Raw genomic sequence first — 12,469 nt, 5'->3', positions numbered from 1 at the left:
ACTTACTGTCTAGCGAGAATGCAATATAAAAAATGCACATAATTACAGATGCTTTATCTGGTTATGTGCGTTTTTATATTTTTGTTCAAAGGAATTTGTAGTCGGATATATATGAAGAGCACTAATAAGGATAAATGTAGTTATTATGTGCTTGGATTTTTATGGAGATATGTCCACGTCACAAGCATTAATAACCGTATTTGTCCCACGAATGAGTTTCTTCACAACTTGAAATTGCTTGAATTTCCCCTTCGCCACTTGGAACTCATACCGTTCCGGCAAGATCGGTAGACTCCCGAGCGACCAACGTTTCCAAGCGGGATTGTAAGCATGCGGTTCCTTCAATTCAACGAGATGGCCGACCCCCCATGTGATGAATGCTCCGGCAGGAAAAATTGGACATGGATTGATCTCAAGAAATCCTTCATGCTTCCGCACGGAAAAAGCGTCTGCATACGCTTTCGCTTGGGATGGTTTTTCGGCTAGGATGACTGGCTTCACACTAGCCCCTCCTTTCATTATATGATGAAACGTTCGTTCTGTTATTATTGCATAAATGGAAGAAGTTTACGAGTTGGGAGCAAGGATCTAAAGTGAGATTAATCTTCATGAAAGGTTGAACAAGTGGGGGAATTCACGTTTGTTTCATTTGTTTGAGTGACTGACATCCGATTCATGGCCAAGGTCATCTTTAACACTACTTCAGGATACTGATGTCAGGAGATGCTATAATAGCATTTACTGTATCATTATGAGCATAATACATAATTTGTTATATGAAAACTTATAAATAAAGGGTGGAGTATAATGCAATTTATGCTAGACCGTTCAATAAAAAAACCTATGTATAGGCAACTTGTAGAACAAATAGAGAATGCAATTATATCGGGAGATTTATCTCAGGACCAGCCATTACCATCTGAACGTGAGTTGGCAAAAAACTTACAGGTTAATAGAAGTACGGTAGTGACTGCTTATGATGAGCTAGAGGCAGTCGGATTAATTGTCAGAAAGATAGGAAGCGGCACGTATATAAATACGGATATATGGGGGCTAACTCATAAAAGGGTTCCCAATTGGGGGAGATATGTAGAGGATGGCTCATTTCTTCCGAATCTTCCGTTGGTACAAAAACTTCGTAATGAAACTGAGCAAAAAGGAGTGATTAACCTATCAAGCGGGGAACTTGCAACAGATTTACTACCTAACGTCCAATTCGCTAGGATTCTTAAGGAGCATGCATTTGATGAGCATTTAGGTTACGATCATCCTTTAGGCGATGCGGGATTACGGGAGACCATTTGTAAACATATGAAAACTTATAAAAGTATGGTAGTTGAGCCGGACTCCATATTGATTACATCGGGTGCCCAGCAAGCAATACACCTAATCGTTCAATGCTTGTTAAAACCAGGGGATACAGTAGCGATTGAAGACCCATCCTATGCATTCTCTTTACCGATCTTTCAATCATTTGGTGTTAAAACGCTCTTACTCCCAGTTGATCAACATGGTGTAAATCCTGATGATATTGAAGCTTTACAAAGAAAACATCGAATTCGTATGCTCTTCTTAAATCCTGATTATCAAAATCCTACTGGCACGAAAATGTCGCTGGAACGCCGAAAGAGAATATTGGAATTATCATCAAAGCACGGTTTCCCCATAATAGAGGATGATCCTTATAATTTGACGTCATTCGACGGGTGCATTGGACCTACGTTAAAGTCAATGGACGATAATGATAATGTTTTATACATTAGTTCGTTATCAAAAGTGGTTGCATCAGGACTGCGCATTGGTTGGATTATTGGTCCGGAAAAAGTGATTAAACGCTTGTCAGACGGCAAACAGCAAATTGACTTTGGCCATAGTGTTTTTCCGCAATGGATAGCAAATCAATTTCTAGATTCCCCCCAATTTGACAAACACGTTTCAGATTTAAGGATTCAACTGAGAGAGCGAAGGAATGCGTTAATTTTGGCATTGGACAGCTTATCTAAAGATGAGGTTACATATTTAGTGCCACAAGGCGGAATTCATTTATGGTGTAAAATAAATCACGAAATTGATGAATATAAGTTACTTGAAGAATCCATGAAAAAAGGCGTTTCATTTGTACCTGGGAGAATAATGGGCTCGAAAAATGGATACATTCGATTTACTTATGGCAAAGGGAACGAAGCTTCAATAAAAGAAGGCATTTCTAGGTTTGTCTACGCGCTAAGAAATAATGGGGGAATGTTTGAAAATGTAAATTCTAGAGAACTCCAATAACTTTTTAGTTCCCCCAGCAATCTTAGACGGTTACTGAGACACGAGAACGACATGTACTATTTCACTGGTTCCGAACCGTCCTCTGTTGTTAATAAATTATAAATATACCTACAAGAACTACTATAATAATAAATGGGATTGCTAGAACATAAGCCCATAGCAAAGAAGAAAAACTGTTTTCACCCTTGTAACCTTTATTCATAGAATTAGCTGCGGATATGGTCATAATTAGTCCGACAGCTAAAACAATAACTACAAAAATGAATGAAACGATGAGTGCTACCGTCATGACTTACTCCTTCTTATAAATATTTTTTATTCTATCGTTATAATTTTATAATATAAAACATTTTCGAGAACCATCCAATTAAGGGTTATTTAAACCAACCACTTTTTGAGGGAATTGAACAGTTACTAAAACTATCTATAAGCATACCATTCATCCGTTTGAAAGTACTGGAACGTTTCGATTTTGATATTGTTAAATCTACTTATATAAATACTTGTACAATTAATAAAAACATAAAGGATAAGGTTTGGGGCAACTAACCGGAAATGGTTAAGCAGTCGTGCAAATTAAATGGCAACAATTTAGGGAATTAAAGATAAAAGAAACTTGAAAATGCACATAAATCTAGATGTTAAATCTGATTATGCGCATTTTTTATTTATGTACAAATGAAAAAATAGCGAGATATCTATGTAGTATTTAAATAAGGATAAGATTGTTTATTATGTACACATGATTTTATGAAGATAAATCCACGTCGCAAGCATTAATGACCGTATCCGTCCCGCGAATGAGCTTCTTCACAATCTGAAACTGCTTGAACTTCCCTTTCGCTACTTGAAACTCATATCGGTCGGGTAGGATTGGCAGACTTCCGAGCGACCAACGTTTCCAAGCAGGGTTGTATGCATGCGGCTCCTTCAACTCGACCAAGTGACCGACGCCCCATGTGATATAGGCACCTTCCGGAAAGATCGGACACGGGTTGATCTCCAGGAACCCTTCGTGCCTCCGCACAGAAAAAGCGTCCGCATACGCTTTCGCTTGAGATGGTTTTTCAGCTAGGATGACGGGTTTCATGAGTACACCTCTTTTACTCGATAATAGAAACGCTAGTTCTATTATTATCGCATAAATGGCGGAGTTTTACTAATTCATAGTTAGGGTGGAGATTAGTGTTAGTTGACGTGAAAGTTTAAACAAACGAGAAATTCATGTTTGTTTAGGCGGCTGGCCCCCTACACGTCAAAGCCGCCGTTATGGAATTCCCTGTGCAGTCATAAAAAGAAGAGAATCAGAAAATGAGAGCGTTAATGAACAATCAAGGTATAACTTCAAAATATTGTGTGATAACCGATAGAAGTATTAATTGGAAAGTTTGATGAATAGAAGGAGGCAGTTACAGTGAAGATTCAATCTAGTAATGTTGCTGCAATGGGTTATATCAAAACGCTGAAAAACAAAGAAGCTAAAGAGCAAAATCTTTCACACTTGATGTTGGATGAGGATGAATTACAGAACAATAAACCCAAATTTGTAGTTAGAAATGAAGGCGGATATATCCGCAAATATGTTGTAAAAGCCAATGGGGATGAAATTCTTGTTATGGAGACAAAACAAAAGGAGAATCCTGATGGAACAGTGGAAAATGAATCGGGAAATTTAGTCGATATTGCTCATGATAAGCTGATGAAACAACTTGAACTATCATCTAATCCACAAATGCGTGAGAGAGAGACCAAGGCAACTTGGGAGAAGGAAAGCGGGATTACAAAGTATAAAACAGGTATCTAAAAAGGTAGGAGGAATACTTACATGAATATTAGTACTGTCGCACCTTATCAAACAACATCTTTGTATACAAAAAGTACAGCAATGAAAATGGAGACTACTGGGGAACAAGTATTTAAAGTACCAGAAGCAGTAGTAATTACACAAAAGGACTCATCCATTGTTTATGAAGAACTTTCTAGTAGATACGATGTTCGAAATGCTACTTTTGGGGAACTTGTTGAACTATCCAGTGCATTATATGAAGCTGGAGAAATATCTTTAAAGGAACATGCTCTTATAACATTTGATTATGAGCGTGCTACTAACTATTTAAAACGAAATGCGCCAGGTGTTCCGTCCAATTTTAATATGTATGAAACATCTGCTGATAGTAATGGACGAAGAGATTGGATTGCGGAATTTGGGGCAAGGGCATCGAAGAATTTTAAGTTTGGTAACTTAATTGGTTATCAAAGTAATATGAAAGCTGTTGAGATATTGGAGCGATTATCACGTTGACATACTTTTTTCCACGGAATGACAACGAACTTACCAGTAAATAACGGATGATTTGAAGAAAAGTGCTATTCGAATGCTGGACTTTCGAATAACTTTTTTTCGTTTCAGGAGTTAAAACAAACATGTTTGTCTGGTTGGCTGGCACATTGTTAAATAAAACCCAATATATGTCGATATAAAGAGATAAGAAGCTTAAAAGGGCGGTGTTGGGAAATGAAAGTGTTTAGTGGAGTAAAAGTAAGTCTAGTCGCGAAAACTTATTCACCACAGGTTACCCAAAAAGCAAATGATGAGGACGCGGGGAAATCTGGCAAAAGAGATACGATTATGATTAGCGACGAAGCACGAGCACAGCTAGGGAATTGGCAAGAAAGGTCTGCCAACATGATTGAAAGCTTAATGGAAAAACGCCAAAAAGTTCAAGAGGCGAAAAGTAAATTAATAGAACGTACATTAGAGGCTGGGGAAGAACTTTCGACGATTAAAGAGCAACTGGGAGCATTCGATGAACAAATTGCTGAAATCGAAGGACAAATGGCAGCAATAGAAGCGCAGAAACGAGAAAGAGAACAGCGTGAACAAGAAGAAAAGCAAAAAGCAGCTGCTAAAATACAGGAACAAAACGGAAGTGAACAATTGACATCTCTTCTTCAATCAGTTCAATCGCTTGAACAAGTTAATGCGTTAAAACAAGTGAAAGTACCGATTGAAAATGCGCATCGCCGACTCAAAACGGAAATGAAAAATGACCTGGGGCGCGGGACATTTGTGGAGAGTAAGGCCAAGAAAATTAACGAACTTGCCGAGCGTATGAGAAGCCTCGATAATGAGGTGAACAACCAAATTAGGAAAGCGGCGGAATCTTCTAACGACATGAATGAGAAGGTTTCTGCTGAGGAAGAGAAGGAAGAGGTAGTAAGTGAATCGCTTGAGAGTTAGATCATATTGTAATGGTACCAGCTGTGTTTACGCGACTGGCGCCTTTTTTTTATTATTGAATTTAAAAAGCCATGAGTTTCAAATAGGAGATGTAATCTAAGATTAGATAAAGTAAGTTTGCCCCAAATGATTGAACTTCAATTGCATTTCAAGCCTCTCTAGCTTACAATAAATTTGCAGACTATTCCCTTATTTGGCGTATGCAAAATTGTAGTCTGTCGTTTTGATCCAAGACGAAGTGATGATTACTTTCCATGAAATCGAACGCGAAACGACATGACGATTGGGGGAACATACGTTGAAAAATAATTTATCCGTCAACCGGTTTCGTTTTTTGACAGTATCACTGAAAGGGATTTCTCAAGTTATTTTGATAGAAAATGCTGTACTGGAGCTATCATTCTACTTGCCATTATGGTATCTTCCTTTTCTTTAGGAGTCATTGCTTTGCTATCTACAATGATTGGCACATTAGTAGGAAGATTGGGAGGTGCTGATGAAAAGCTCGTTAATCAAGGCCTATTTGGTTTTAACTCTTTACTTACAGGCATGGCCTTGTACTTATTTCTAACGGGTCCATACCATTGGATCCTCAGTCTAATCGGTGCCTTTCTTGCTGCCATCGTGACTGCCGCATTGATGCATGTGATGAAAAATACGGGCTTGCCGGTTCTAACATTCCCTTTTGTTAGATTAACTTTGTTTACGTTGCTAATCTCTTATCGTCTAAGTGCAGTACATATTAGTAACGCACTCGTTCCTCAAAGTTTGTGGCAATGGAAATTGGATATTACCGGGCCGTTTAATTTGAAAGAAGGCATCTTTACCGGAATCGGACAAGTATTTTTTCTCGATTATACAATATCCGGAATTTTGCTTTTCGTTGCCGTTTTTTGGGCTGGTTGGTGATATGGTCTTTATGCTTTATTGGGAAATGCAGTAGCGTTAGTAACAGCTTTAGTACTAGGGGCGGAACGTTCATTAATATTTGTAGGCTTGTACGGCTACAATGGTATTTTAACTGCCATCGCGGTAGCGGTCGTATTCAATACAAGCAAACGGCCACTCTCTTATGTTACAGGGATTTTCGCTGCGTGTTTGACTGTTCCAATCACAGCGAGTCTTCACTCATGGCTTCTCCCTTTTGGGCTTCCTCCATTAACCATGCCCTTTGTATTAAGCACATGGATAGTTCTTAGCGTTAGGAAAGTATTGCCGAGGTTATAAATTTGTTTTTGCTTTATAGAACCTCATCTAAAGTCAGTTCTTACACAATTGCTGCTGAAGGCGTTTTGGATGCATCTGCTTTCGGTATCTTTTATCTAAGCATTTAGTTCTCTAAAGTCGTCCATTGCCTTATTAATTTTCGCTCGCGTTTCTTCAACTGTCATTTGTAGGTTTTCCGTAATTTCGCTCACTTTAGATACTTCGCTCGTTATATTTTCCACATTATGATTGACGTCCTTAATTGCATTCTCTGCATTCGTAGCCAACTTACGAACCTCATCAGCTACAACTGCAAATCCACGGCCAAATTCACCAGCTCTAGCGGCTTTAATAGCTGCATTTAACGCTAATAAATTCGTCTGGGAAGAGATATATCGGATAGTCTTTGATATTTCGCTAACACGTTTAGTTTGTTCCCTCAATGCCTCAAGGGCTTGCATATTTTCCTTGGAGCGAGAAACGACGATATCCCCTAATTCAATTGACATATTATTGAGTCCGGAAACAATTTCTTCACCTTTATGCTCGCGTTCCGTAATATCAGTAGCCATTTTAAGAACGGCATTTACTTTGCTATCCTTATCTAGGATTGGAATATAGGTAGCTTCAAGCCACAGAAGATTCCCCTTTTTTCCGATCCCCTGGATTTTCTCTTGGAATTTCATCCCCCGTTGGAGATTTCCCCATAGGTTTGCATAGTCTTTACTATTTCTATATTCTTTTGTGCAAAATTGTTCATGATTAAGGTTCTTCATTTCACGTACCTTATATCCTAAAGTATGTGCAAAAGTTTCATTAACCCAAATGACATTCCCGTGTAGGTTAAATTCAATCATTGCTAAATTGGATTCCAGTGCAGATAAAACTGCGGCTTGATCTAAAACTTGCGAACTGGAGTAAATGCGAGTAGCTGACACTAGCTGACACTAGCGACCCTCCCAAACTGTTTAGTAATAATGCAGTTACGATGAAAGTAAGCAGAACGAGTTGACAGAATACCGGTTTAATTAGGAGTGGCAAATACTACTATCCTATTCGATAGTTCAGCAACTAATTGTCTACATTGTAATACATACTAATAATAGTATATTATCCCACTCGCTCGTTTATATGATTGGACAAAGGTACCAATAAATTCTTTTACCAACCATATCATAAAGTGAATCTCTAAATCTAGGGTCTTGCGGTAGAAGGGGGGAGAGTAGAATATGCTATAGCCCTAAAGCCTTAATCTTCCATAGAGCGCCCAGCTCCTCCCTTATCTATGTTACGGTTGTTATGTCGCCATACACTAAAAACTCGTCATTTTCAGTACGCGGGACGAGGTAGATGGGAGTGGTCGAAACAGATGCATTGCACTAAAAACACCCCAAGTTTCAAATACCATTAGCTGAACTTTCGTGTCAGTCCTCACTTACTACTCGAATTTTTCTTTTCTACTGACTCACGCTTATCTCACTGAGTCAATTCTTTAGAAACCCGTTTTAAGAAACTTGTAACTAACATAGGGGGAAACGTATTCATGACATTGTTGAAAAAATTCACAGGGCTTGGAGCTGCCGCATTTTTAGCAGTAGGCCTAGCAGCTTGTGGTTCAACGAGTGCAGAACAAGAAAAAGGGGATCAAACTGTCGGTGATTCAGTTGGCTATGAAATTGTCGGAATAGATCCGGGATCAGGCCATATGCAAGCTACGGAAAGGGTAATGACCGAGTACGATTTATCAGATTGGAAAGTTACTTCAAGTAACGGTGCTGCAATGACCGCTGCTTTGAAAAGAGCGTATGACAACAAAGAACCGATTATTGTCACGGGTTGGAACCCGCATTGGAAGTTCTTGACGTATGATTTAAAGTTTTTAGATGATCCAAAACAGATTTACGGGGATGAGGAGCAAATTCACACATACGCACGCCTCGGTTTGAAAGAGGATATGCCTGAAGCGTATACGATTTTGGACCGTTTCCATTGGGAAGCAGAAGACATGGGGGAGATCATGATTGAGATTGAAGATGGCGTTGAACCAGAAGAAGCTGCCCGTCATTGGGTCGAAGCGAATCCTGAAAAAATCGCGGAATGGACAGATGGCGTAGATCCTGTCGATGGCGATGAGATTACGCTCGTCTTTGCACCATGGGACAGTGAACTTGCCAGCCATAACATGATGAAACTTGTGCTGGAAGACATGGGGTATACTGTTACATTGTCTTCAGTTGAACCCGGCCCGCTATTTTCTTCGCTCGCAAGCGGCGGAGCTGATGCATCAGTCGCCCCTTGGCTGCCCTATACCCACAAAGTATATGTGGAAAAATACGAAGGGCAATTTGACGATCTTGGTCCGAATATGACCGGTGTCAGACAAGGACTCGTGGTTCCGGCTTATATGGAAGACGTTAATTCAATAGAAGATTTGAAGAGCTGACGATGAAATCCAAGTCGCATACCGACGCATGCAATACCAGCGTCGTATGCGACTTTTTTAGCGCCAAAAATTATGCTGTTATCATTAGAACGTGAATGTGCTAGCTAGTCACTTAACTCGGCAGTCAATGTCTTGCGGCTAATGAAGTATCCTTGCACACTGAAAATGAGGTATGTCAAAAACAAAAAGAAGCCAATGACAAAAAGAAGCGTTGTATGATCAAAAACGACAACCGTATCCGCGTCAATAGAGGCAAGCAGCTGCGTTAAAAGATAGCCTATCATTGTTCCGACAGTTAGACCGAATAAGACAAACGATAATACTTGCGTCAAAATCAGTTTAATAAGTCCGTTCGGCGTAAGGCCGACGAGTCGTTGGATCGCATAGTCACTACGCTTTCCGTAAATCGTATGCAGTAACGTTTGAATGACTTCGAGACAAGTTGCGGCTATAAGAATAATTATAATGCCCACGAACAAACTCCAACGCTGATAAAACATCCGATTATTTTCATCCGAAAAGGTTTCATAATCCGAAAAAGTAAGTGCTGGCCATTGCTCATGTAAAAACTGTAAATCCATCATTGTTTGTTGAATATTTGATGTTTCTACCATGATCTCATTCACGATTGCGTAAGAATTACTCACAAAGGGTGAGGACCAATCAAACAAAATAGGTGTTTTCCCATACTGATCTGTAATGGATATAACTTGAACCGGTTCAACTTCTTCGACGTACTGCAAGTCAACATTGAACTTCCCGGTGTTGAGCCAATCCCCGATAGTTAGCGAATGCTCCTTCGCGAATTGTGTTGAAACAATGACGCCATTTTCAACTTTTCCATGTAGTTCTGGTAATTTCCCGACTTCAGTGAATTTCTTCATGTCAATGGATGTGTAGTTCACACTCTGCCACCTATCATGTAAATAGAAGTCCACAATTGGATAATCGCTTTTCGCATAGGCGTAATCAACGGTGGGAAGGGCCTCAATCTCCCGGATTATATCAATTGTCAAAGTAGGATCTTGCAAGTCATTGTGAATGACTATGGGCGTTTCGTATAAAAATTGAATATAGGCTTTCTCATTCTCCTGAACAGTTTTAAATAATGTTGTTCCAAATATCAATATGACCATTAAGCCTATAACACTTAGCACGATGGGCATGTTTTTCCGAACTTGCGACATAAGTTGCTGACACGCCAAATAAGCTTCCTTCCCGAATATCCTTCTGATCGGCTGAAGGACAAACTTCAGGAGCAGGCTAAAAAGATACGGGATCGTAGTTAGGATGGTGGTGCAAATAAGCAGGCTGCCGATGACGGTTTGCAATGCTCGTCGGCTATCGTTTTGCTCAAACGCCGCAGAAAAAAGACAAATCAATGCGATTGCAATGAAAAGGCCCGCCACATATAACTTCGTTTTTGTCATACGAGGCGATGATTCGTGATTATCTGATGCGATTTGCAGTGGCAAAAGCCGCATGCTTTTTTTCACTTGCCATTGCATAACACCCTGGAGGAGCATGAAAGTAAATGCACATATACTTATCGCAAGCCACAATGGGAAGTCCGTCTTCGCTTCTGGCAGTTGCATTTTTTCTATTAGTAGCGGCAACCACTGCGTAATGATGATTACACTACATATAGTGCCGAAGATAACGCCTGATGTAATGATTGTTACTAGTTGTATTTGAACAATTTTCCCGACTTGGTTTTTGGTCGCACCGAGTGCACGCAACACCATTAATTGTTCCCTTAATTTGTAGAATACAAGCTGGAATGTAGACGTCAATAGCATTGTAGTAATTATCAAAATGAATATAGAGAGCACAACCATAAAAATAGCGAGTGATTGGAAATTAGCTTTCACAAAATCATACTCGTTTGTAATATCAATGCGCAATGTCTCGTCTAGTTCAGTTACTTTATTTGCAATCAATGAAGGTGCCGCATTTTCTTTTAGCTTCATTAATGTGAAAAGGCCAACAGCATTGTCATTTGTAATATCTAGCCATTGTCTTACAGTAGTATTTGACAAAATAATAATCTTAACATCTGAAGCTCCAGGGAGAGGCGTTAGAATTTCTTTAATCACATAAGGATCGGATTCAATTTCGATTGTATCACCAATCGATTTATCGAATAGAGAGGCGATCTTTTGTGATAAAATCACTTCGTTTTCGTCTAGATTTTCTTCGAAATGATACCGGCTTTTTACAAGCGCATCGTTATTGACGCCTATTGTATAAACGGTAGGCAAAACATTTTCAACATTTGTCGCCGTCAGTAAAACGGGGGAAACCTCCGCTACACCTTCCATCGTCGCGATGGAGTTGAATTGTTCTGATGTTATCCATTTCTGCTGTTCCGGATTATAGCCAACTGTCATATCCGCATTGCCGAATAGATGATAAATTTCTGATTCCATCTGCGCTTTGGCGTTCCACATATACACGCCCATCGTCATGATTAAACAAATTGAAATGGTAATAATACTGATGCTCGTCAACACTTGGGTCTTAGCTGCGCGGAATAATTTAATGGCAATCGATTTTAGGTCGAACATTATCCCTCACCTCGTGTGACGGTCTTAAACTTGGTAAGAATGTTATCTAAGTCGGCATCTGTTTTTTTATTTTGATAAGAATCTGCAATCGATCCATCGTGGAAAAACAGAACCCGGTTTGCAAATGTTGCAACGTACGGATCATGTGTTACAAGCAGAATGGTTTGTCCACTGTGTTGTAGATCTACAAGCAATTGTAGAATCTCATCTGTTGTTTTCACATCGAGGGCACCGGTCGGTTCATCGGCTAACAAAATTGGAGGCTTCGTAATAATGGCACGGGCAATGGCAACGCGTTGTTTTTGCCCACCCGACAGCTCATGTGGACGATGCTTTCTCCAGTTCGCGATTCCCAATTGTTTCATCATCATATGTACACGAGATTCAATCTCTTTGGACGGTACATCCTGTAAAATAAGGGGGAGCGCTATATTATCTTCAACCGTCAAATCTTTTAATAAATGAAACGACTGGAAGATGAACCCGATATTTTCTTTGCGGAAATTCGATGCTTTTGGTTCTTTATAAATGGCATTCGCCTCTTTCCCGAATAGAAAAATAGTGCCCGAAGTTGGTTCGTCAATGGCACTGATCATATTGAGCAAGGTGCTTTTCCCCGATCCGCTTGTCCCCATGATGGCCACCATTTCCCCTTGAAATATGGTGCAGTGAATATTTTGTAATGCATTCACCCGGTGTTCTTTTTGTTTGAAAACTTTTGACATGCCTTCAATA

The 12,469-nt window shown here is 39.6% G+C and carries 11 protein-coding genes and 2 pseudogenes; 6 read left to right on the top strand and 7 right to left on the bottom strand.

Annotated elements, in window-relative coordinates; translation table 11 throughout:
• Positions 1–159 precede the first annotated feature (159 nt).
• Positions 160–501, bottom strand: coding sequence for a toprim domain-containing protein (locus AWV70_RS02090; protein ID WP_060203871.1), 342 nt, complete (start codon positions 499–501; stop codon positions 160–162).
• Between the two features lie 306 nt (positions 502–807).
• Between AWV70_RS02090 and AWV70_RS02085 the strand changes: the two genes are divergently transcribed.
• On the top strand, positions 808–2,277 hold the full coding sequence (locus tag AWV70_RS02085) for a PLP-dependent aminotransferase family protein (protein ID WP_060203870.1): 1,470 nt from the start codon (positions 808–810) through the stop codon (positions 2,275–2,277).
• 88 nt (positions 2,278–2,365) lie between these two features.
• Here AWV70_RS02085 and AWV70_RS02080 read toward each other — a convergent pair whose 3' ends face one another.
• Together AWV70_RS02080 and AWV70_RS02075 are read right to left on the bottom strand one after the other, a co-directional pair.
• Entirely contained in the window at positions 2,366–2,566 is a 201-nt protein-coding gene (locus tag AWV70_RS02080; RefSeq protein ID WP_060203868.1) for a hypothetical protein, read from the bottom strand.
• A gap of 459 nt (positions 2,567–3,025) precedes the next feature.
• Positions 3,026–3,367 (bottom strand): toprim domain-containing protein, encoded by a 342-nt coding sequence (locus AWV70_RS02075; protein WP_060203866.1) that lies wholly within the window; start codon positions 3,365–3,367, stop codon positions 3,026–3,028.
• A gap of 324 nt (positions 3,368–3,691) precedes the next feature.
• On the opposite strand from AWV70_RS02075, the gene AWV70_RS02070 reads away from it, so the two are divergent.
• From AWV70_RS02070 to AWV70_RS02055, 4 genes and pseudogenes are all read left to right on the top strand, one after another.
• Positions 3,692–4,081, top strand: coding sequence for a hypothetical protein (locus AWV70_RS02070; RefSeq protein ID WP_060203864.1), 390 nt, complete (start codon positions 3,692–3,694; stop codon positions 4,079–4,081).
• Between the two features lie 21 nt (positions 4,082–4,102).
• The gene (locus tag AWV70_RS02065) at positions 4,103–4,579 is read left to right on the top strand and encodes a hypothetical protein (protein WP_060203862.1); all 477 of its coding nucleotides are present in this window, start codon (positions 4,103–4,105) and stop codon (positions 4,577–4,579) included.
• A gap of 213 nt (positions 4,580–4,792) precedes the next feature.
• Positions 4,793–5,518, top strand: a complete 726-nt coding sequence (locus AWV70_RS02060; RefSeq protein ID WP_060203860.1) for a hypothetical protein — start codon at positions 4,793–4,795, stop codon at positions 5,516–5,518.
• A 414-nt stretch (positions 5,519–5,932) separates the two neighbouring features.
• Positions 5,933–6,745: pseudogene (locus AWV70_RS02055) on the top strand (urea transporter).
• A 95-nt stretch (positions 6,746–6,840) separates the two neighbouring features.
• On the opposite strand, the gene AWV70_RS25255 reads toward AWV70_RS02055, so the two are convergent.
• Together AWV70_RS25255 and AWV70_RS25250 are read right to left on the bottom strand one after the other, a co-directional pair.
• A complete protein-coding gene (locus tag AWV70_RS25255) occupies positions 6,841–7,185 on the bottom strand; it encodes a methyl-accepting chemotaxis protein (RefSeq protein WP_414714810.1) in 345 nt (114 codons plus the stop codon).
• An 84-nt stretch (positions 7,186–7,269) separates the two neighbouring features.
• Positions 7,270–7,662: pseudogene (locus tag AWV70_RS25250) on the bottom strand (PAS domain S-box protein); the annotation flags it as partial.
• Positions 7,663–8,267: 605 nt separating this feature from the next.
• On the opposite strand from AWV70_RS25250, the gene AWV70_RS02045 reads away from it, so the two are divergent.
• The gene (locus AWV70_RS02045; protein WP_276525627.1) at positions 8,268–9,167 is read left to right on the top strand and encodes a glycine betaine ABC transporter substrate-binding protein; all 900 of its coding nucleotides are present in this window, start codon (positions 8,268–8,270) and stop codon (positions 9,165–9,167) included.
• Positions 9,168–9,271: 104 nt separating this feature from the next.
• Here AWV70_RS02045 and AWV70_RS02040 read toward each other — a convergent pair whose 3' ends face one another.
• Positions 9,272–11,734 (bottom strand): ABC transporter permease, encoded by a 2,463-nt coding sequence (locus tag AWV70_RS02040; RefSeq protein ID WP_060203855.1) that lies wholly within the window; start codon positions 11,732–11,734, stop codon positions 9,272–9,274.
• A complete protein-coding gene (locus AWV70_RS02035) occupies positions 11,734–12,459 on the bottom strand; it encodes an ABC transporter ATP-binding protein (RefSeq protein WP_060203925.1) in 726 nt (241 codons plus the stop codon). Before AWV70_RS02035 ends, AWV70_RS02040 begins: the two co-directional genes overlap by 1 nt.
• Positions 12,460–12,469 lie beyond the last annotated feature (10 nt).

Source organism: Sporosarcina koreensis (assembly GCF_001531445.1).
Classification (GTDB): Bacteria; Bacillota; Bacilli; order Bacillales_A; family Planococcaceae; genus Sporosarcina; species Sporosarcina koreensis_C.
Note: the sequence above shows the minus strand (reverse complement) of the source record. Positions and strands in the feature narration are given on the sequence as shown.

Bases quoted from the DNA above. Each gene is read 5' to 3' on its own strand.
- AWV70_RS02085 (WP_060203870.1), top strand. From the start codon at position 808: ATGCAATTTATGCTAGACCGTTCAATAAAAAAACCTATGTATAGGCAA.
- AWV70_RS02080 (WP_060203868.1), bottom strand. From the start codon at position 2,566: ATGACGGTAGCACTCATCGTTTCATTCATTTTTGTAGTTATTGTTTTA.
- AWV70_RS02075 (WP_060203866.1), bottom strand. From the start codon at position 3,367: ATGAAACCCGTCATCCTAGCTGAAAAACCATCTCAAGCGAAAGCGTAT.
- AWV70_RS02065 (WP_060203862.1), top strand. From the start codon at position 4,103: ATGAATATTAGTACTGTCGCACCTTATCAAACAACATCTTTGTATACA.
- AWV70_RS02060 (WP_060203860.1), top strand. From the start codon at position 4,793: ATGAAAGTGTTTAGTGGAGTAAAAGTAAGTCTAGTCGCGAAAACTTAT.
- AWV70_RS25255 (WP_414714810.1), bottom strand. From the start codon at position 7,185: ATGCAAGCCCTTGAGGCATTGAGGGAACAAACTAAACGTGTTAGCGAA.
- AWV70_RS02045 (WP_276525627.1), top strand. From the start codon at position 8,268: ATGACATTGTTGAAAAAATTCACAGGGCTTGGAGCTGCCGCATTTTTA.
- AWV70_RS02040 (WP_060203855.1), bottom strand. From the start codon at position 11,734: ATGTTCGACCTAAAATCGATTGCCATTAAATTATTCCGCGCAGCTAAG.
- AWV70_RS02035 (WP_060203925.1), bottom strand. From the start codon at position 12,459: ATGTCAAAAGTTTTCAAACAAAAAGAACACCGGGTGAATGCATTACAA.